This window comes from Novilysobacter longmucuonensis (genome assembly GCF_046600735.1).
Classification (GTDB): Bacteria; Pseudomonadota; Gammaproteobacteria; order Xanthomonadales; family Xanthomonadaceae; genus Novilysobacter_A; species Novilysobacter_A longmucuonensis.
Window position 1 is genome coordinate 63,934 of sequence record NZ_JBJMAW010000009.1, and the last position, 19,068, is coordinate 83,001.

Annotated in this window: 16 protein-coding genes and 1 pseudogene; 11 read left to right on the forward strand and 6 right to left on the reverse strand. The window is 65.6% G+C overall.

The genetic code is table 11. From position 1 onward, the window contains the following. Positions 1 to 53: 53 nt before the first annotated feature. The 3 genes from arfB (at position 54) to ACJQWM_RS10050 (ending at position 2,789) form a co-directional block, all read left to right on the forward strand. Positions 54 to 476, forward strand: a complete 423-nt coding sequence (arfB, locus tag ACJQWM_RS10040) for an alternative ribosome rescue aminoacyl-tRNA hydrolase ArfB (RefSeq protein WP_332704656.1) — start codon at positions 54 to 56, stop codon at positions 474 to 476. A 94-nt stretch (positions 477 to 570) separates the two neighbouring features. Beyond that, positions 571 to 1,110, forward strand: coding sequence for a lysophospholipid acyltransferase family protein (locus ACJQWM_RS10045; RefSeq protein WP_332704720.1), 540 nt, complete (start codon positions 571 to 573; stop codon positions 1,108 to 1,110). A gap of 248 nt (positions 1,111 to 1,358) precedes the next feature. Further along, positions 1,359 to 2,789, forward strand: a complete 1,431-nt coding sequence (locus tag ACJQWM_RS10050) for a glycosyltransferase (protein ID WP_411306803.1) — start codon at positions 1,359 to 1,361, stop codon at positions 2,787 to 2,789. Between the two features lie 127 nt (positions 2,790 to 2,916). Here the strand turns inward: ACJQWM_RS10050 and ACJQWM_RS10055 are convergent, their stop codons facing one another. After that, on the reverse strand, positions 2,917 to 3,834 hold the full coding sequence (locus tag ACJQWM_RS10055; protein WP_411306804.1) for a LysR family transcriptional regulator: 918 nt from the start codon (positions 3,832 to 3,834) through the stop codon (positions 2,917 to 2,919). 224 nt (positions 3,835 to 4,058) lie between these two features. On the opposite strand from ACJQWM_RS10055, the gene aceB reads away from it, so the two are divergent. The 4 genes from aceB (at position 4,059) to ACJQWM_RS10075 (ending at position 11,243) form a co-directional block, all read left to right on the forward strand. Further along, the gene (gene aceB, locus ACJQWM_RS10060) at positions 4,059 to 5,744 is read left to right on the forward strand and encodes a malate synthase A (RefSeq protein WP_332707612.1); all 1,686 of its coding nucleotides are present in this window, start codon (positions 4,059 to 4,061) and stop codon (positions 5,742 to 5,744) included. A gap of 262 nt (positions 5,745 to 6,006) precedes the next feature. After that, on the forward strand, positions 6,007 to 7,323 hold the full coding sequence (gene aceA, locus ACJQWM_RS10065; protein ID WP_332707609.1) for an isocitrate lyase: 1,317 nt from the start codon (positions 6,007 to 6,009) through the stop codon (positions 7,321 to 7,323). Positions 7,324 to 7,531: 208 nt separating this feature from the next. Next, positions 7,532 to 8,608, forward strand: a complete 1,077-nt coding sequence (locus tag ACJQWM_RS10070) for a GGDEF domain-containing protein (RefSeq protein WP_332707606.1) — start codon at positions 7,532 to 7,534, stop codon at positions 8,606 to 8,608. A gap of 10 nt (positions 8,609 to 8,618) precedes the next feature. Then, the gene (locus ACJQWM_RS10075; protein ID WP_332707604.1) at positions 8,619 to 11,243 is read left to right on the forward strand and encodes a putative peptide modification system cyclase; all 2,625 of its coding nucleotides are present in this window, start codon (positions 8,619 to 8,621) and stop codon (positions 11,241 to 11,243) included. On the opposite strand, the gene ACJQWM_RS10080 is transcribed toward ACJQWM_RS10075, so the two are convergent. Both ACJQWM_RS10080 and ACJQWM_RS10085 read right to left on the reverse strand, forming a co-directional pair. Then, a complete protein-coding gene (locus ACJQWM_RS10080) occupies positions 11,198 to 11,599 on the reverse strand; it encodes an NHLP-related RiPP peptide (RefSeq protein ID WP_330970166.1) in 402 nt (133 codons plus the stop codon). The two genes, ACJQWM_RS10075 and ACJQWM_RS10080, sit on opposite strands and share 46 nt — an antisense overlap. Before the next feature lie 152 nt (positions 11,600 to 11,751). Further along, complete coding sequence (locus ACJQWM_RS10085; protein ID WP_411306805.1) at positions 11,752 to 12,192, reverse strand: NHLP-related RiPP peptide; 441 nt, start codon at positions 12,190 to 12,192, stop codon at positions 11,752 to 11,754. A gap of 26 nt (positions 12,193 to 12,218) precedes the next feature. Here ACJQWM_RS10085 and ACJQWM_RS10090 point away from each other — a divergent pair, with 26 nt between their 5' ends. Next, positions 12,219 to 13,415, forward strand: coding sequence for a putative peptide maturation dehydrogenase (locus tag ACJQWM_RS10090; RefSeq protein ID WP_332707597.1), 1,197 nt, complete (start codon positions 12,219 to 12,221; stop codon positions 13,413 to 13,415). Between the two features lie 152 nt (positions 13,416 to 13,567). Here the strand turns inward: ACJQWM_RS10090 and ACJQWM_RS10095 are convergent. Next, positions 13,568 to 14,989: pseudogene (locus ACJQWM_RS10095) on the reverse strand (YifB family Mg chelatase-like AAA ATPase); the annotation flags it as partial. A 181-nt stretch (positions 14,990 to 15,170) separates the two neighbouring features. On the opposite strand from ACJQWM_RS10095, the gene ACJQWM_RS10100 reads away from it, so the two are divergent. Both ACJQWM_RS10100 and ACJQWM_RS10105 read left to right on the forward strand, forming a co-directional pair. Continuing rightward, complete coding sequence (locus ACJQWM_RS10100; RefSeq protein ID WP_332707346.1) at positions 15,171 to 16,145, forward strand: hypothetical protein; 975 nt, start codon at positions 15,171 to 15,173, stop codon at positions 16,143 to 16,145. A gap of 16 nt (positions 16,146 to 16,161) precedes the next feature. Next, complete coding sequence (locus ACJQWM_RS10105; RefSeq protein ID WP_332707342.1) at positions 16,162 to 16,728, forward strand: hypothetical protein; 567 nt, start codon at positions 16,162 to 16,164, stop codon at positions 16,726 to 16,728. 23 nt (positions 16,729 to 16,751) lie between these two features. Here the strand turns inward: ACJQWM_RS10105 and ACJQWM_RS10110 are convergent, their stop codons facing one another. Beyond that, the gene (locus tag ACJQWM_RS10110; protein WP_332707339.1) at positions 16,752 to 17,039 is read right to left on the reverse strand and encodes a helix-turn-helix domain-containing protein; all 288 of its coding nucleotides are present in this window, start codon (positions 17,037 to 17,039) and stop codon (positions 16,752 to 16,754) included. Between the two features lie 128 nt (positions 17,040 to 17,167). Here ACJQWM_RS10110 and ACJQWM_RS10115 point away from each other — a divergent pair, with 128 nt between their 5' ends. Next, positions 17,168 to 18,226: a hypothetical protein gene (locus ACJQWM_RS10115; protein ID WP_332707336.1), complete on the forward strand. Its 1,059-nt coding sequence runs from the start codon at positions 17,168 to 17,170 to the stop codon at positions 18,224 to 18,226. Between the two features lie 60 nt (positions 18,227 to 18,286). Here the strand turns inward: ACJQWM_RS10115 and ACJQWM_RS10120 are convergent, their stop codons facing one another. Then, the gene (locus ACJQWM_RS10120; RefSeq protein ID WP_332707333.1) at positions 18,287 to 18,955 is read right to left on the reverse strand and encodes a recombinase family protein; all 669 of its coding nucleotides are present in this window, start codon (positions 18,953 to 18,955) and stop codon (positions 18,287 to 18,289) included. Positions 18,956 to 19,068: the final 113 nt, after the last annotated feature.

Consider the following 19,068-nt stretch of genomic DNA (forward strand, 5'->3'; position numbering starts at 1 on the left):
ATCGACAAGGGCCGAGGATTCTCTGTTCGCGCCGTCTCGCTTAAAGTCGGCGCATGTCCGACGCTGTGCCCGCCCTGACCATCCCCGAGGCCGAGTTGGCCGAGCGCTTCGTGCGTTCGGCCGGGCCGGGCGGGCAGAACGTCAACAAGGTTGCCACGGCGGTCGAGCTGCGCTTCGACATCGCCGGTTCGCCCTCTTTGCCCGAGCCGGTGCGCGAGCGGCTGCTGGCCAAGCGCGACCGCCGGGTCACCGGCGATGGCGTGCTGGTGATCAACGCGCAGCGTTTCCGCACCCAGGAGCGCAACCGCCAGGACGCACGCGAGCGGCTGGCGGTGTTCATCGACAGCGGCTTGCGTGCTCCGAAGAAGCGTGTCGCTACCCGGCCCACCCGCGGCTCCAAGGAGCGCCGGCTGGGTGCCAAGCGCGAGCGCAGCACGATCAAGCGCGGCCGCGGCACCCAGCGCGACTGGGACTGAGGGCGATCGCTTGAGCCACCGCAGCGACGACGACACCGCCGCCCGCGTCGTGCTTGCGCTGCCGCCGAATGCGCCGCGGGTGCGGCCCAATCGCATGACCCGCTGGATCGGCCGCACCGCGCTGCGGCTGGGTGGCTGGCGCATGGTCGGTGCGTTCCCGGACATCCCCAAGCTGGTGCTGATCGGGGCGCCGCACTCCTCCAACTGGGACGGGGTGTGGGGCTTCGCGGCCAAGATGGCGCTCGGGTTGGACATCAAGATCCTCGGCAAGGATTCGCTGTTCCGGGTGCCGGGGCTGGGCTGGCTGTTGCGCAGGTTCGGTGTGATCCCGGTCGACCGCAGCGCCCCGCACGGGGTGGTCGAGCAGATGGCGGCGATGATCCACGGCGTCGACCGGCTGTGGCTGGGGCTCGCGCCGGAAGGCACGCGTCGGCCGGTGGAGCGCTGGAAGTCGGGGTTCTGGAAAATCGCCGCGGCCGCCGACGTGCCGGTGCTGCCGGCGTACTTCCACTATCCCGACCGGGTCATCGGCATCGGCGAGCCGTTCGTGCTGGGCCGCGACATGGCCGCTGACATCGAGCGGATCCGCGCCTGGTACCGACCCTGGCGCGGCAAATACCACGGCACGCCCTGAGGCCGGCTGCCTGCGGGCCGCGCGACGGCGGCCGGGCGGCCTGAAACGGTTGTTGGCACGGTCTTTGCTCAAAGGCTCTACTGCCACGTGGGATTCCAGCGCCGAGTGCGCGCTACACCCGGCCAGCGCGACCGGGGTCGCCAGTCGCGTCGCCGACCAGGAGAGGGCGCCGTCATCCAGCAGCCATCCAGTCCGTTCCAGTCCTGGGCATGCATGCGGCCGCGCATGCGCCCATGGACTCTGGCTGCATGACGGGCAGCGCGTCCCTGTTCGTGCTCGGTCCGAACACGCTGTTGAGCGCGGTCGGCCTGTTGCGCGGCCCGGACCCGACCGTGCCGACGCCGGCCGAGCGCTGGCAGGACGCGCGGGTCGAGGTGGTCATCGCCGCTGATCGCCAGCAGCACGACATCGTCTACTGCCTGGCCGGATTGCTGCGCCAGAGCCTGCGCCCGGAGTCGGTGGTGCTGATCGACGACGGCGGTTCCGATCGCGACGGCACCGCCCAGATCGCCCGCGAGTTCGCCCGCGCCAACGGGCTGAAGCTCAGCGTGATCGAGCAGACGTGGTCCTTCGGCAGGACCAGCACGATCAAGCGCCAGGCGCGCGAGTTCAAGGGCGATGTGCAGGTAGTGCTGGATGCCGGCACCGTGCTGGAGTCGCCCGATTACATCGAACGCTGCGTGCGCGAGCTGTACCAGGGCGTCGGCATCGCCAGCGCCTGCGGCACCTTGTTGCCGCTGCGCGGCCACGACCGACGCCGTTGGGCGCAAAGCGCGGAATTCGCGCGTTGGATCGGCCAGGACGTGTACCTCGACCCGGCGCTGCGCCGCGACTGGCTGCACCGGCTGCTGTGGTGGATGGGCAACAGCTATCGCGAGAGCGTGGGCGCGGTGCAGCAGCGCTTCTTCAATCGCGGGCACATGGCCCTGTTCGGCGGTATCGGCCACCCGGTGGGCGCTGCGGTGGCATACCGGCGGCAGTATCTGAAGGACCTGTTCGATCGCTACGAGCCGCTGTACGGCGACGAGTTGACCGCGCTGCCCGACCTGTTCATCGCCTTTGCCCTGAGCAACGAGGGCTACCGCAACGTGCAGGTGGCGGAGGTGCAGGCCCGCGCGCTCGGTCCGGAGATCCAGCACATGCCGCAGCTCACGTGGCGCGCGATCGCGGCGTTCCTGCAAAGCTGCCGCGATTTCGACGGGCTGCTGCGCACCCCGCTGAGATGGCCGCGCCGCTGGTGGCGGCAACGCCGCGACCGCGCCCGCGCGCAGGCGCCGCGCTGGCGCGACGCGCGCCGGATCGCCGAGGCCTACCGGCAACCGTTCGGCGAGCGGCTGACCCGGCAGCAGGGCCGGCCGATCGGCTGGGCGCTGTTTTTCGTCGCGATCGAGAAGATCGCGTTTCCGCTCGGCCTGCTGCTGCTGGCCGCGTCGGGCTGGTGGCTCGCGCTGGCGCTGATCATCGCCGCGGAGTGCCTGCTGAGCCTGGGCGTGCTGCTCGCCGTCTCGCCCAGCGCGCCGGCGAGGACCCTGCTCAAGGGCGTGCTGACCATCCCGCTGCGCTATGGCCTGATGCTGGTCGAGCTGGTCACGGTGGTCGATTTCATCCTGCGGCGCCCGGTGCGCACCGACCGGCGCCGGCAGCGTGATCTGGAAAGTCTCGAAGACCCCAACACGTAGGAGCGGCTTCAGCCGCGAACCCGAACCGGTATCCGGCGTGGCCGGAATCCAAGGCGCACCCTATGCGTCTTGTATAGAGGCTTGGCGGCGTCGCGGCTGGTCCAGAAGCTCGCGGCTGAAGCCGCTCCTACGACACCTGCGGCCTGACCAGCTCGCTGAACGCACGCGCCTGCGGGCTCAGGTACTTGCCCTTGCGCACCACCACGCCGTAACTGCGCGACGGGAAATACTCGGCCAGCGAGCGCGCCGCCAGCCGCTGGCGGTCGGCGTCGGTCAGGCAGATCGCGGTGACGATGCTGATGCCCAGGCCCATCGCGACGTACTGCTTGATCACCTCCCAGCCGCCGACCTCCAGCGCCACGGTGTAGGGCACGCGGTTCTGGTGGAACACCAGATCGACCATGCGGTAGGTGGTCAGGCGCTGCGGTGGCAGGATCAGGCCGTACGGCGAGAGGTCGTCGAGCCGCAGCTGCGCCTTCTGCGCGAGCGGGTGGTCGGGCGGGGTGATCAGCATCGGCTCGAACTGGTACATCGGCGTGTAGTCCAGATCGCCGGGCACGTCGAGCATCGAGCCGACCGCCAGGTCGACCCCGTCGGCGCGCAGCAGGTCCAGCCCGCTGGCGCCGGTGACGTTGTGCAGGCTGAGCCGCACCTTCGGATGGGCGGTGCGGAACGCCTCGATGATCCGCGGCAGCAGGTAGAGGATGGTCGAGCTGCCGGCGGCGACGTTGAGCTCGCCGGCATCGAGCCCGCGCAGGCGCTCGCGGAACGCCCCGTCGAGCCCATCGATGCCCTCCACCAGCGGCCGCGCCAGCTCGTACAGCGCCTCGCCCTCGGCGGTCATGACCAGCCGGCGGCCGCTGCGCTCCAGCAGGCGCACGCCGGTCTCGCGCTCCAGCGCCTGCAACTGCAGCGTCACCGCCGGCTGGCTCAAAAACAGCGCCTCGGCCGCCCGCGACACCGAGCCCAGCCGCGCGGTCTGGCAGAACGCCCGCAGCGGCTTGAGACGGTCGCCCTTGTAGGCAAAGCGGGGGTGGCTGGGCATTGGTGCGGATCCGGGTCGAGGGCGGCCCCCTGTAGGAGCGCCCCATGGGCGCGATGCTCTTCTGCCGAACGAAGCAAAAGCATCGCGCCCATGGGGCGCTCCTACAGGTTTCGCGGGAGTTATAAGGTCATCTAATAGCTATCATTGATAAATCTTCATTGTCAAATACATGCCGCACACACAGGGTGGTCTTGACTGCAGGTCCCAGTCATACGGAGCCACCCATGTCGGCAGTGATGATCGAAACCGCGGCCAGCGACGGCATCGAGGTCCGCGCGGCGGCACTTCCGGGCCAGGCGCAGTTGCTGCCGCGTGCCGCCCTGGCCTTGCTCGCCGACCTGCACCGCCGCTTCGAACCGGCCCGGCAGGCGCGGCTGGAGGCCCGCCGCGAGCGTCAGGCGTTCTTCGATGCGGGTGGCCTGCCGGATTTCCGCGACGACACCGCCGCCATCCGCGCGGGCGACTGGCAGGTGGCGGAGCTGCCCCAGGCGCTGCTCGATCGCCGGGTCGAGATCACCGGGCCGGTCGACCCCAAGATGGTCATCAATGCGCTCAACTCCGGCGCCAACTGCTTCATGGCCGACTTCGAGGACAGCACCTCGCCGACCTGGCTCAACCTGCTGGGCGGCCAGCGCGCGCTGCAGCAGGCCGTCGCCGGCACGCTGGAGTGGACTGCGCCCGAGGCGGGCAAGCGCTACACCCTGAAGCCGCACGACCAGCAGGCGGTGCTGCTGGTGCGCCCGCGTGGCTGGCACCTCGACGAGAAGCACCTGCGGGTCGATGGCGCCCCGCTCGCGGCCAGCCTGTTCGACCTCGGCCTGTTCGCGTTCCACAACGCGGTCGCGCTCGCCGCGAAGGACCGCGGCCCCTATTTCTACCTCCCCAAGCTCGAATCGATGGAGGAGGCGCAGCTGTGGAACGAGGTGCTCGACCACCTCGAGCGCGCGCTCGGCCTCGTCCGGGGGCAGATCAAAGTCACCGTGCTGATCGAGACATTGCCGGCGGTGTTCGAGATGGACGAGATCCTGCACGCGCTGCGTTCGCGCATCGCCGGGCTCAACTGCGGGCGCTGGGACTACGTGTTCTCCTACCTCAAGACCTTCCGCCGCCACCGCGACAAGGTCCTGCCCGAGCGCGGCCAGGTGACGATGAGCCAGCCGTTCCTGCGCACCTACTCGGACCTGCTGATCCACACCTGCCACAAGCGCGGCGCGCACGCGATGGGCGGCATGGCCGCGCAGATCCCGGTCAGCGGCGATGCCGCCGCGAGCGTCGCTGCAAACGATGCCGCCCTGGCCAGGGTCCGCGCCGACAAGCTACGCGAGGTCACTGCAGGCCACGACGGCACCTGGGTCGCGCACCCGGCGCTGATCCCGCTGGCGCGCGCGATCTTCGACGAGCACATGCCCACCCCGCACCAGCACCACGTCCGCCGCGACGACGTGCGCGCGCTGGATGGCGGCGACCTGCGCGAGCAGCTGCTCACGCCCGCGCTCGGCACGATCACCCGCGCCGGTTTCCACAACAACGTCGAGGTGTGCGTGCGCTATCTCGCCGCCTGGCTCGACGGCAACGGCTGCGTGCCGATCCACTGGCTGATGGAGGACGCCGCCACCGCCGAGATCGCCCGCACCCAGCTGTGGCAGTGGCTGCACCACGTGGACACACCGCACGGCCACGTGGGCCGCGGGGCCGACGCCGGGCGCGAGCCGCTGCACCTGGACGATGGCGACCCGGTCGACTTCGCCCTGCTCGAACGCGCGCTGCTCCGCCTGCCCAGCAGGCTGGCCAAGTCCAAGGACCTGCCCGGTGCCGGCCGCGTCAAAGAGGCGATCGAGCTGCTCGACCGGCTGACCCACGCCGACACCCTGGAGGAGTTCCTGACCCTGCCGGCGTACCAGCGCCTGTAGGAGCGACGTAAGTCGCGACCTGCGCCATCCCGACCGACCGACCGACGAATCGCGACTCACGTCGCTCCTACAAAAAAACCTTCGCAAGGATCTCCCGATCACCACGCCCTCCCCACCGCCGAATGCATTCCGTAGGAGCGGCTTCAGCCGCGAACCGGAACCGTCTGCTTGCGTTGCATCCGATCGCGGCTGAAGCCGCTCCTACAAATCCCCGCACGACCCCCCCATGGCACGACCCCCCCCGAGACAAGGACCCGCCCCCATGACCACGCCCCTGCCCACCGCCGAGCAACTCCGCCAGCAATGGCACACCGACCCGCGCTGGGCCGGCATCGAGCGCCCGTATTCGGCCGAAGACGTCGTGCGCCTGCGCGGCACCGTGCCGGTCGAGCATTCGCTGGCTTGCCTCGGCGCCGACAAGCTGTGGCATTCGCTGCAGACCGAGGACTTCGTCAACGCGCTCGGCGCGCTGACCGGCAACCAGGCCCTGCAGCAGGTCAAGGCCGGGCTCAAGGCGATCTACCTGTCGGGCTGGCAGGTCGCGGCCGACGCCAACCTCGGCGGTCAGATGTACCCGGACCAGTCGCTGTACCCGGCCGACTCGGTACCGGCGGTGGTCAAGCGGATCAACAACACGCTGTTGCGTGCCGACCAGATCCAGTGCGCCGAGGGCGGGGCCGAGGGTCGCGAGCACATCGACTTCCTGCAGCCGATCGTGGCCGACGCCGAAGCCGGCTTCGGCGGCGTGCTCAACGCGTTCGAACTGATGAAGGGCATGATCGAGGCCGGCGCGGCCGGCGTGCACTTCGAGGACCAGCTCGCCAGCGCCAAGAAGTGCGGACACATGGGCGGCAAGGTGCTGGTGCCGACCCGCGAGGCGGTCGAGAAGCTGGTCGCCGCGCGCCTGGCAAGCGATGTCATGGGCGTCCCGACGCTGATCGTCGCGCGCACCGACGCGGAGGCCGCCGACCTGCTGACCAGCGACATCGACCCCAACGATGCGCCGTTCACCACCGGCGAGCGCACCGCCGAAGGCTTCTACAAGACCCGCAAGGGCCTGGACCAGGCGATCAGCCGCGGCCTGGCATACGCACCGCACGCCGACCTGATCTGGTGCGAGACCGGCAAGCCCGACCTGGAGTTTGCGCGCAGGTTTGCCGAAGCCATCCACGCCCGCTATCCCGGCAAGCTGCTGGCCTACAACTGCTCGCCGAGCTTCAACTGGAAGAAGAACCTCGACGACGCGACCATCGCCAGATTCCAGACGGAGATCGCGACCTACGGCTACCGGTTCCAGTTCATCACCCTGGCGGGCTTCCACGCGCTGAATTACGGCATGTTCAACCTGGCCCACGGTTACGCGCGCCGGCAGATGAGCGCGTTCGTCGAGCTGCAGGAGGCCGAGTTCGCCGCCGCCGGCAAGGGCTTCACCGCGGTCAAGCACCAGCGCGAGGTCGGCACCGGCTATTTCGATGCGGTCACCCAGACCATCCAGGGTGCGCAGTCCTCCACCGTCGCGCTGAAGGGCTCGACCGAGGAGGAGCAGTTCGAACCGGCACGGGCCGCGGCGGCGGCCTGAAGGCAAGGCGAGAAGGCGGGCAGCGGTCGCAGCACCGCGGCGAAGCGGCGTGCTGTCGCAACCGCGCCGGCAGCCGGTGTAGGCGCCTCACCGACTCGTCTTGATCGCAGCGCGGGTCGCTATTCCGGTCAGGGGGTGGTGCTATCCTGCGGACTGATGTCGTTCAGCTTCAGCTGCACGTCGACAGGATCCCGGGGGGGCGGCCGCGATGACTCGCAACAAATTGGCGCCGACGCCCGCCGATGGCCCGGCCCGCGCCGATCCCCAGGCCACATCGCCCGATCAGCCCACATCGCCCGATCTTGCGACCGCAGTGCTCACCTCGGCCGAATTCGAGCTGTTCGCGCAACTCGGCCGCCTGCGCCCGGTGGCGGCCGGCGAACGCTTGTTCCGCCGCGGCGATCTTGGCACCACCATGTACGTGGTCGGAAGCGGGGAAATCGAACTGGATTTCGGCGAGGACCTGGTCGCCAAACGGCTCGGGCCTTGCGAGTTCTTCGGCGAACTCGGCCTGCTGATCGGCGACCACGCGCGCAGCGCCGACGCCACCGCCACGGCCGATGGCGAATTGGTCGAACTGCGCCACGAAGAGTTCCAGCGCCTGGTCGACCGCGACCCCGGCCTGGTCTCCTATTTCCTGCGCCGCGCGATCATGCGCGTGGTGCTCAACGAGCAAGGCCTGATCCGCCGCCTGCGCCGCCGCAACCACGACCTGCAGACCGCGCTGGACAACCTGCACGCCACCACCCACCAGCTCAACCAGACCGAACAGCTGGTGCGCACCGACGAGCTGACCGGGCTGTACAACCGCCGCGGCCTTGTCCTGCACCTGCAGGAGCGCCGCACGGATGGCCCGGCCGGCGGCATGGGCCTGATCCTGGTCGATTGCGACCGCTTCAAACAGGTCAACGACGACCATGGCCATCTGGTCGGCGACCGGGTGCTGCAGAGCGTGGCCAACATCCTGCGTTCGGTGGTCGGCCCGGACGCTATCGCCTGCCGGCTCGGCGGCGACGAATTCTGCCTGCTGGTCCCTGCCGCCACGCCCGCGGACGTGATGCGCTTCGCCAACTACATCGTGAGCACCGCCCAGCACCTGATGCAGGTGGCCGACGAGGCGGCAGCCGCACCGGCCATCTGCGCGCTCAGCGTCGGGGCCTGCCTGGGCGACCCGCAGGCGGACTGGAACGAGTGGTACGCCCAGGCCGACGCCGCGCTGTACCGGGCCAAGCGCCACGGCGGTGACCGGGTCGAATGGCAGGACCTGCCGCCCACGCCGGCCTGAGCGCACCCGAATGGAAATCGCCGCCATCCGCCCGGCCGATGTGCACGCCGAGTCCGAAGCGCCGCAACTGCGCACCATCCTGCTGACCGACATCTGCGACTCGATCAGTCTGGTCGAGCGTATCGGCGACGGCGCCGCGGCCACCTTCTTCCGCGAACACGACCGCCTGGTCCTGCGGCTGCAGCAGCAGTGGCGCGGCCGCCTGATCGACCGCTCCGACGGCTTGCTGCTGTTGTTCGAACGGCCGATCGACGGGCTTGGCTTCGCGATCGACTACGCGCGCGGCCTGCGCGAGCTCGGCACGCAGCGCAACCTGGACCTCAGCGCCCGCGCCGGCCTGCACGTCGGCGAAGTGCTGACCTGGCGCAACAGCGAGGAGGCGGTGCGGGTCGGCTCCAAGCCACTGGAAGTCGAAGGCCTGGCCAAACCGATCGCGGCGCGGCTGATGTCGATGGCGCGGCCCGGCCAGATCCTGCTCTCGGCCGTGGCCGAGCCGCTCGCCCACCGCGCCGCGCGCGAACTCGGCGAACGCGGCCAGCACATGATCTGGAAGTCGCACGGCCGCTGGCGCTTCAAGGGCATGCCCGAGCCGCACGAGGTGTTCGAGGTCGGCGAGCCCGGCATCGCCCCACTGCGCGCCCCGCCCAACAGCGCCAAGGCCTGGCGCGACATCCCGCTGTGGCGCCGCCCGGCCGCGCTCGTGGCCGAGGTGGCCCTATGCGTGGTCATCGCCATCGGCGCCTGGTTCGTCACCCGCCCCGCCCCGGCGATCGCGTTCAACGAGCGGGATTGGGTGGTCGTGGGCGACCTGCGCAATCTCACCGGCCAGCCACTGCTGGATGATTCGCTCGAGCAGGCGTTCCGCATCAGCCTGGAGCAGTCGCGCCACGTCAATGTGCTCAGCGACCTCAAGACCCGCGACACCCTCGCGCGCATGCAACGCGAGCCCGGCACCGAACTCGACCGCGCGATCGCCTCCGAGATCGCGATCCGCGACGGCGCCCGTGCGGTGATCCTGCCAACCGTCGCCGAAGTCGGCGGCCGGGTCCGGGTCAGCGCCGAGGTGATCGACCCGCACAACCAGACCACCGTATACGCCGAATACGCTGACGGAAAGGGCGCGGTGTCGGCGCTGGCGTCGATTGATGAAGTGACCGCGGCGCTGCGACAGAAGCTGGGTGAAGCAATCGCGGCGATCCACGAGAACTCGGCTCCGCTCCCCCAAGTGGCGACGAGCGATCTGGATGCTCTGCGCGCGTATGCATTGGGACAGCTTGCTTACGCGCAGTCTCGCCACGAGGAAGCTAGGAGCTTTTACCGGCAGGCCATCGATATGGATGAGAACTTCGCCCTCGCCTATATCGGGATGGCGCGATCGTCCTATGCCTTAGTCGACCTGCAGGCCGGTATTCCCTACTTGCGTAAAGCCGTCACGCTGAGTGCGAACCTGCCGGCACGGGAGCGGCTGTATTTGAACGCCTGGGTTACACAAGTGGATAAGCCTGTCGCCGCTTTGGGCGAATGGAAAACGATGGCGGCGTTGTATCCGGACGCCTTCCAGGCCTCTGCCAACGTCGCGGCGGCGTCCTACTGGCGAAATGATTTCGCTGGGGGAATCTTGTTTGCGGAGCGTGCTTCGGCCAGCCAATACGAGTTCAGTGCGCTCACGCTTGACACCCTGGGCCGTTTGCAACTCGGCCTTGGTCGATATGACGAGGCGGAGCGCTCCTTCGCGATGGCGCTTGAGGGGGGCTCAGGCTCAGCGGCGGTTGGACAGGCGATAACGCTTGCAGCGCAGGAACGATTCGCCGCGGCCGAGCGCGCGTGGCCGCAAAGTGCGGAGGCGGGTCAACTATATTTCGATCGCGTATCAATCCTGTTGGATCAGGGAAAGTGGAGTCAGGCAAGCAGCCATGCGCTTCAACGGATAGAGTCGAGCCAAGTAGCGCCATTGCGAGGTAGCGCGGCCGAGTTCCCGAAGGTGGTGGTCGACTGGATCAGCGGCAAGCATGAGTCCGCTGGCATCCGCCTCCACGAGGCAGTTGAAGACTCTTTAGCTTCATTGTCTCCGAATCAGAACACAGCGGATGCCCTGCAATATGCATATATGGCTTTGCATGGGGCATGGCTCGCGCAGCGGATGGGAAAACCGAAGGTGGCGCAGGATGTTCTGACCGCCCTTAGTTCCAAAGTGGAACTGATCAACACCCCTCCGGTGATGGGTATGTGGCTGATCGTCGGAGCGAATCAACCGTCGCCCCAAAAAACGCCTGCCGAGGTCGTCGATACGCTAGAGGCGGGCGTTAACGGCAGCGAACCATATCAGTTGCATGTGGCCTTGTTGGAGGCGTACGCGAAAGCCGGCCGATTTGACCGCGTTCGGAGTGAGGCTGAGTGGTTGTCGCGGCATCGAGGGCGCGCGTACTCCGAAAGTGGATGCGGATGGTGCCAGCAACCACTGAACGTGCTCGATTCGAGAATTGCCCACCTACGCGCGGCCGAGATCCTCGTTGCTGTGGGGGACAAGACCCAGGCATCAGCCGAACTCCAAAAATTCGATCGGGGTTGGGGGCCGTTGGAATTACCCGGTCAGCTGCGCTTGCGCCGCAACGAACTACTACGAATGCTCCACTGAATCGGGGTCATGGACAGACCTTGGGTCAAATGCTCCTTCATCAATTCGCGCGTTTTGGCGATCGTCGCCTTTGGTGAAATACGATCCACTTGGCAGCAACTCCAGATCGGCGGCACATCGGAGGGCGGTCCCGGGGGCATGAGCGGCGGGCCTTTGCGCGCGGCTGCATCCAATTCTGACTCAGAAGGCTTATAACCGGCCTCGATCAGGGCGGCCAGCGGGTTTTTCTTGAATAACCGGCGGAACTCGTTGTCGGTACTGAGTAGATCGAGCAGCTTGTCCGCGACTTCGGGATCGAGTGGTGCGGACTTCTTGCCGGCGGCCGCCTTCGAGCCGGTGGTCTTCTTCGTTGCCATTCCCCATTCCCCCTAACGAGGACCCGTTGCAGGCCCCTCGGGTGCGAATCTATCCTTGTCGATGTGGTGGAACAACCACATGTCCCCATAAAAAGGGCGAAGCCCGTGCGGGGCATGATTCTTCGCGAACCCCGAGGGTCGCAATGATTGCGCTACTTGCGCTTCAGACGCGTCGCGGTAGCAACGTCCAATTGAATTGGATTCTGTGACAAGCCTGAGGTCAACATTTCCCTTAACGTCGCACGTGCCTTGGTGATCTGGGCTTTCGATGCCAGCTTAGTAATGCCAAGGAAGCACCATGACGGCGACGCCAGCAGCGGCGACTCCACGAATCCGACCTGTTCCAGCGCCTTTTGCGCATCACGCCTGAATAAGCGACGAAAAGCGTCATCCGTGCTCAGCAGATCGAGCAACCGATCGGCCGCTTTCGGGTCCAGCGGCGCCGACCGCTTCCTGGCAACGGCAGAAACATGCGTGTTGGTATCGAGCGCGACGGACTGCATGGCGTTCTCCTTGTGATGGACAATGGATGGCGTAGCGAGCCCTAGGGTACAGCAGCACGCTACGCTGATCCGCGCGTCATTGATGATCATCGGGGTTGACTCAGGGGGCTGTTTGTATGCGTATACGTCGTTGCGCGGTGTTGTTGCTGGAGCCACGCGAAGAAGTGGGTTTCGATCTGGAGCACTTGCTGGCCGGCGGCAACGGTCTGAGGCGCGAATGCCGCTGGCTGGCACTGGCGCCGCACTTGGGCGCTGAAGTCGAGGTCGATGCCGCCGAGCGTGAGTTGCTCGGCGCGGTGAGCCCGAGCGAATGGATCGACGCGCGCGAGCTCGCCACGGACGCCGCCGCGGTGCTCAAGCGCCTGCTCAAGGAAGGCCTGCTGATCGGCAGCGGCAAGCGCCACGCCGCGCACCGCGAGCGCGACGAGCGTTTGCGCGCGACCTACTGGCACCCGCTGGCGGCGACCCTGCACGCGTTCACGAGGTGGCGCGGCGCCGATGCCGTTGCCAACATGCGCGACAGCGGCACCGAGACCGCACAGCAGATGCGCGAGGTGCTCGGCGCCCCGCCGGTGGAGGCCGCCGACCGCGGCGGAAACGCACATTCTCTGCCATTGCCGCGCAGCACGCCGACCGCGTTCGACGAGCTGCTGGCGCGCCGCGCCACCTGCCGCAACTTCAATGCCGCGCGGGCGCTGCCGCACGCGCTATTCGCGCAACTTCTGGACCGCGTGTTCGCGGCCAAGGCGCAGGTGCGGGTCAGCGACGACACCGTGTTCTTGAAGAAGACCAGTCCGTCCGGCGGCGGCCTGCACCCGGTCGAGGCCTACCTGATCGTGCAGCACGTCGAGGGCGTCGCGCCCGGGTTGTACCACTACCGCGCCGCCGAGCACGCGCTGGATCCGATGCCGTCGCCGGACGGGCCGCTGCGCGAGTTCGTCATGCAGGCCGTCGCCCAGCAGCACTGGTTCGCCGACGCCCACGTGCTGGTGCTGCTGTCGCCGCGCTTCGATCGCACCAACTGGAAGTACCGCCACCACGCCAAGGCCTACCGCGCGGTTGCGCTGGAAGCCGGGCACCTGTCGCAGACCCTGTACCTGTCCGCGACAGAGGCGGGCCTCGGCGCGTTCATCACCGGCGCGATCAACGAGGTCGAGGTGGAACAGGCGTTCGGCCTCGATCCGATCTGCCAGGGCGCGCTGGCGATCTGCGGCTTCGGCTGGCGCGGCGAGGTAATGGAGACCACCGAACTCGATCCGGCCGGGGAGATCTGGGTATCGGAAGCGGAGGCCGCGGGGCAGCTACCCGACTGATCCGGTGCCTGCCTTTGTAGGAGCGCCCCATGGGCGCGATGCTTTTTGTTCCGGTCGCCGTCGAGTTCAAGCGCATCTCGGCGACCTGGCATCGCGCCCATGGGGCGCTCCTACAGAGATCATTCGATTCGGGCTGGGCTGGTGGATCCCGATCACGCGGCCCGGGCGTCTATTCCGCGATCGGCGCGGCGGTAGCCGATCGCCTCGGTCAGGTGCGCGGTGGTGATGTGCGGGGTGTCGGCGAGGTCGGCGATGGTGCGGGCGACGCGCAGGATGCGGTGCATCGAGCGGGCCGACAGCTGCAGGGTGTCGACCGCGCGTTCGAGCAGGTCCTGGTCGCGCTCGCTCAGGCGGCAGGTCGCGGTGGTCTCGCGCTGGCTGAGCTGGGCGTTGGCCTTGCCGGCGCGGCAATGCTGGATGGCGCGGGCCTGCACCACGCGCGCGCGGATGTCGTCGCTGCGCTCGCCCTCGGGGGCGTCGGGCCGCAACTCGACCGGCGGCAGCCGCGGAACCTCCACGTGCAGGTCGATCCGGTCGAGCAGCGGGCCGGAGATGCGCGCGCGGTAGCGGCGGGTGGCGTCCTCGCTGCAGCGGCAGCGGCCGCTGGCGTCGCCGGCCCAGCCGCAGGGGCAGGGGCAGGGGTTCATCGCCGCGACCAGCTGGAACCGCGCCGGGAATTCGGAGCTGCGCGCGGCGCGCGACACCGTCACCAGCCCTGACTCGAGCGGCTCGCGCAGCACTTCCAGCGCACGGCGGTCCCATTCGGGCAGCTCATCGAGAAACAGCACGCCGTGGTGCGCCAGCGAGATCTCGCCCGGTCGCGGTTCGGCGCCGCCGCCGACCAGTGCAACCGCGCTGGCGGTATGGTGCGGCGAGCGGAACGGGCGCTGGCGCCAGCGCGCCGGGTCCAGTCCGCGGCCACTGACCGAGGCGATCGCCGCGGCCTCCAGCGCTTCGGCTTCGCTGGCCTCCGGCAGCAGGCCGGGCAGGCGCGAGGCCAGCAGCGTCTTGCCGCAGCCGGGCGGGCCGATCAGCAGCAGGTGGTGGTTGCCGGCCGCGGCGATCTCCAGCGCGCGGCGCGCGTGCACCTGCCCGCGCACATCGGCCATGTCGGGGCCGTGTTCGCGCACCGCCGGCGGCGCGGTCGCCGCCGGCAGCGACTTGCGGCGGTCGAGCATCGCGCAGACCTCGAGCAGGGTGCGCGCGGTATAGGCCTCCACCCGGCTCGCCAGCGCGGCCTCGGCGCCGTTGCCCGCCGGCACGATCAACTTGCGTCCGGCATCGGCCGCGGCCAATGCGGCCGGCAGTACCCCGTCGACCGCGCGCAGTTCGCCGGTCAGACCGAGTTCGCCGAGGAACTCATACTCATCGAGCGCCTCAAGCGGGATCTGCCCGCTCGCGGCGAGGATGCCCAGCGCGATCGGCAGGTCGAAGCGGCCGCCGTCCTTGGGCAGGTCGGCCGGTGCCAGGTTGAGCGTGATGACCCGCGCGGGGAACTCGTACTGCGCGCACATGATCGCCGCGCGCACCCGGTCCTTGGCTTCGCGCACCGCCGCCTCGGGCAAGCCGACGATCGACATAGTTGCGTCAATTAAATCGGTACCAATCCAGCCGTCACTGCCCTCGGCGCTGGTTTGATGTGAACCGCCTCGCGCGCGCGGGTAGGCGCGCCCGCTCCGGTAGAGGGAGGCTGATGACTAGCGTCTCAGTCCGTGCGATGCTCGTGCCTTATTCTGCGGGTATGGGGGTGCCTAGATGTACAAGGACGAGCGTGACATCTACTTCTACGACGCGATTACCCGCGTCTGGAATCGCAAGTACAAGGGATTGGCGTCGTTCCCGCATTACGAATTGGCAAAGGCCATTAAGGAACTGTTCGACGCGGACCGTGCGGAGTACATCCAGAAGAACACCCTCCAATCAACGTACATCACCGACATGCGACTCCATCAGGATCGATGCGAAATGTTGATTGGCTTTGCGGATACCGTCGCGGCTGACCCGACGCTCAATGACCGACCCGCTCGCAAGCGTCGTTTTGTAAAGAAAGCCGGAGGTGAAGGCTTGGAGCATTCGGCGCACATCATTTGGCATTACGAAAACAAAGCCAACAACAGTGCATGCAATTTCTACCTGGAGGGCGCGGTCGGTTTGCGCTCTACTACTATTGTTCGATTCCTGAATAGATTACTTCGCGCCTACTCGGACGTAAGCAAAAAGTTCTATGTGCCTGACCCGGAAGGTACTGTGGACGCCGCCGGAAACTACACGACCATCAAGACTCGCCCGAAAATAGATTTGATGGGGCATCCGTCTCAGGAGTTTCTCAAAGACCTGAAGCGCGGCGAACTCAGTGAGCTAGAGCTGTACACCGAAACGCAGCGAAACAAGATTTGGGACTCGAACGGCTATGCCATCGAGGATCGGCGTTCCGTCATGATCAAGCCTAACTCTAAGAAACAAAAGTTGATCCCCAAGGCGAAGAGTTTGCTCGATGGTGTGTTGACGAAAACAGTTAAAAGAGACTATGAGTACGCGCGCGTCAGCTTCAAGACCGAGACGAATGTGCCCAGGAGTGTTCGCATCTTTTCGTCGAACTACAATCTTATCAATGACGACACATACGTAAAGAAGGAACGTGTCAAAGCACTGGGCGGGAACCTCCCGAACGCTTTCGACTCTTTTTACGGTCCCATACTCAATCGAATGCGGGGCTTGGCGGGCATTTAGTCCATGGGAGTAGGCGATGTTTGCTCTGATATTCTCGCCGCTGTCTTATTTGCGCATAAGACACGAATCCAAGTGGATTACCGATTGGGTGTACCCCCTTGTGTTTTCCACCGTTTCCGTTGCGCTCATCTTTGCTTTCGGCGAGAAGGGTGCGATCTCCGGCAGAGACGGACTGATCGACCGCCTGCTCCTCGTCAGCTCAGTGCTGCCCGGTTTCTATATCGCCGCACTCGCGGCGATCGCAACGTTTAACAGGCCAGACATTGATGAGTTCATGCCGGAGCCGACGCCGCGCCTATCTGTCGATATCGGCGGACACGGCAACGTGATTCGATTAACTCGTCGCCGTTTCCTTTCTCATTTGTTTGCCTTCCTATGTTGGGAAAGCCTAGCATTGATGATTGCATGTGTATTCGCCGGCATCGTTGGGAAGGAAGTTATCTCGCACTTCCCGGCGACGCTCGCGCACTGGGCTACGATTGGGTTCACGTTTGTCGTTCTGCTCGTCTTTTGGCAGATGATTTGCGCTACGTTTCTTGGTCTCTACTACCTCGGAAATCGACTGCATCACCCGACCTATTAGCCTCGCTGCGCACGGCGCACAAGCTAATCTAGGATTTTCTGCGCCAATTTACCGCCCGCTGATCCACGCGGAGCGCGTCTGCCAAGATACTCTGCCAGCATCTCTTGGGGTGACACACCTATCGCCTCAGCAATTTCAACAAATTCGACTAAATCGATCCGACGCTCGCCCCGTTCGCATTTGGAGACGAAAGTTTGTGTATTTCCGAGGCGCGCTGCCAGCTCAACTTGAGACACGCACTGTTGCTTCCTCGCTTCTCGCAAGATTCCTAGTAACAGGCGATAGTCGGGGTTGTGAGTGGAGCCTGTCATGTGCCTGACCGCTGGGTCAGGGCACGCTAAAGTCCGTTGCAGGATAGTCCAAAATCGGCTATATGTGTTGTGTTGGCACGGGCAAGCCTTCCGTGGCCACAGTGGTCAACCTACAAAGGAGCAGGGGAATGCAGAAGCAGGTGTTAGTGGCGGCACTTCTCGTGGGGATCGCGGGATGCTCAAGTGGAGCGCAGTTACCGCAGGATCAGGGCAGTAATTCAGCCGGCAGCGGGGGCTTGGTGGATGAATTGAGCGCCGCCTTTACTCCGAGTGCTTGGTCGATTGAGAAGGTGAGCTCCGGCATCGACGGCGAAACATATACGGCTACCCGAGTGTACTCGTTCCCGGATCGGCAGACGCAGCTCCAGGCGACCGCTTCATGTGTCGCGGGAACGGGGATCAGTGAACTCGTCATCGACTCATACCTAGGCGCGCCGGAGAATCCACACGATGGAAGCGCCTTTGTAACTTCGACTAATGGATTTGGATTCCAGGTCGCGACGGGTCGGGTCAAGTCTGTGGACGGGTCCGTCGCGGATCTGAGCTCCTACTTCACCCTCGGAGTAGATTACAACAACCGGCTCATGTTTGACTTCAACAACCCGATTTCGCAGGCGGCGATACCGCAAGCTCCTGGCTACAGTTCTCTCGCTTCGATGGTTGAGGAGGGGGATATCAACTACGCGAGGCTATTGCTCGCTGCTGTCCCGATGACGGTCGAAGTTAAGAATGGTGCGGGGCTGTTTGAGCTTGAGATTGACAGAAGTGAAGAGTTAACTGAAGCGCTTCAGGCGTGTGGTGCGGGATCAGCGCTCCTCACGGAGCAATATGTGACCCGCGTCCAAGAAGTAGAGCAACGCGAGCGCTCTGCAGCACTGGACGCGCTTAAAGGCATCTGCTTAAGCCGGGGGCAGATCAACAAATCCTTGGTGACTGATTCTTTCCGTATGGGCAGTCGCTCGGATGAGTTTCTCGCAAAGATCGAACATTTCTCCATCCCGTTGGATTGTGCAACTTCGGCTCCAGATGAGCTGTCGAAGTTCAGCGCAAACATCGACGGCTACCTGCTCAGAGCCCAGGAGCAAGGAACCCCTTGCTCACGAGACGCCCTCTTAAAGAGTGCGGCAGAGATGGGGCTTGATGAAGCCGTTTGGGATATGTATCTAAAGAGCTACTGTCAGGCTTGACAGGCCTCTAGACGTACTGGCGGGGTGCTGTTCGGCAACGGACAGCACTCTGCGCTCGCATCATAAGCACCCGATCCGCTTAGCCCTCGCAATAACATTCTTGACCCCCGTAGCAGTCCACTGCCTTCCCCGCTGAGTCTCAATGCGCTGTTTGTTCAGCAGCGCGGCGATTCGCGAGAGGGGTGGGCTGCCCGTAGCAGACATCGCCGCTATGTGCGGCGAAACAGATTCGGCGAATCGATCCGCCTTCTCAACGGCGAACTTGCTCGCGCTCCGTGCTTGCTTAGCAGCATTGGGGTTTCCGAGAACGATGCCCTTCGCCTTTGCGCTCTGCAGCGCCGCCTTCGTCCGCTTGCCGATCATCTCGCGTTCGTACTCTGCGACAGCCGCGATGATGTGTATGGTCAGCTTGTTGGCGTGAGGTAAATCTGCCGCCACGAACTCTACTCCGGATTCCATAAGTCGGGTGATGAAGTAGACATTTCGCGCCAGCCGATCGAGCTTGGCGATCACTAGTACCGCCTTCCTGGCTTTCGCAAGGCGGATGGCTTCATTCAGCTTAGGTCGTCCACTGTTGGCTCCGGACTCGACTTCTTCGTACTCCCCAACGATTTGACCTCGTACGCCGAGCACATGTGCCTGTACTGCGGTCCTCTGGGCACCTAATCCAAGCCCCGTTGCCCCTTGCCTCTGCGTCGAAACACGGTAGTAGGCGACGAATTCCAGCATTTCTGTGGTTCCTTATAGAGCCCATATGTTCCTTTGGACTTTATAGAGAGCGTCAGCGAGGGCAATCTTTTCAAACAAGATCGATCTTTCTGACGAAACAAGATCCATCTTTC

Bases quoted from the DNA above. Each gene is read 5' to 3' on its own strand.
- ACJQWM_RS10100 (WP_332707346.1), top strand. From the start codon at position 15,171: ATGTACAAGGACGAGCGTGACATCTACTTCTACGACGCGATTACCCGC.
- ACJQWM_RS10050 (WP_411306803.1), top strand. From the start codon at position 1,359: ATGACGGGCAGCGCGTCCCTGTTCGTGCTCGGTCCGAACACGCTGTTG.
- ACJQWM_RS10115 (WP_332707336.1), top strand. From the start codon at position 17,168: ATGCAGAAGCAGGTGTTAGTGGCGGCACTTCTCGTGGGGATCGCGGGA.
- aceB (WP_332707612.1), top strand. From the start codon at position 4,059: ATGTCGGCAGTGATGATCGAAACCGCGGCCAGCGACGGCATCGAGGTC.
- ACJQWM_RS10090 (WP_332707597.1), top strand. From the start codon at position 12,219: ATGCGTATACGTCGTTGCGCGGTGTTGTTGCTGGAGCCACGCGAAGAA.
- ACJQWM_RS10085 (WP_411306805.1), bottom strand. From the start codon at position 12,192: ATGATCATCAATGACGCGCGGATCAGCGTAGCGTGCTGCTGTACCCTA.
- ACJQWM_RS10080 (WP_330970166.1), bottom strand. From the start codon at position 11,599: ATGGCAACGAAGAAGACCACCGGCTCGAAGGCGGCCGCCGGCAAGAAG.
- aceA (WP_332707609.1), top strand. From the start codon at position 6,007: ATGACCACGCCCCTGCCCACCGCCGAGCAACTCCGCCAGCAATGGCAC.
- ACJQWM_RS10055 (WP_411306804.1), bottom strand. From the start codon at position 3,834: ATGCCCAGCCACCCCCGCTTTGCCTACAAGGGCGACCGTCTCAAGCCG.
- ACJQWM_RS10070 (WP_332707606.1), top strand. From the start codon at position 7,532: ATGACTCGCAACAAATTGGCGCCGACGCCCGCCGATGGCCCGGCCCGC.
- ACJQWM_RS10045 (WP_332704720.1), top strand. From the start codon at position 571: ATGACCCGCTGGATCGGCCGCACCGCGCTGCGGCTGGGTGGCTGGCGC.
- ACJQWM_RS10110 (WP_332707339.1), bottom strand. From the start codon at position 17,039: ATGACAGGCTCCACTCACAACCCCGACTATCGCCTGTTACTAGGAATC.
- ACJQWM_RS10075 (WP_332707604.1), top strand. From the start codon at position 8,619: ATGGAAATCGCCGCCATCCGCCCGGCCGATGTGCACGCCGAGTCCGAA.
- ACJQWM_RS10105 (WP_332707342.1), top strand. From the start codon at position 16,162: ATGTTTGCTCTGATATTCTCGCCGCTGTCTTATTTGCGCATAAGACAC.
- ACJQWM_RS10120 (WP_332707333.1), bottom strand. From the start codon at position 18,955: ATGCTGGAATTCGTCGCCTACTACCGTGTTTCGACGCAGAGGCAAGGG.
- arfB (WP_332704656.1), top strand. From the start codon at position 54: ATGTCCGACGCTGTGCCCGCCCTGACCATCCCCGAGGCCGAGTTGGCC.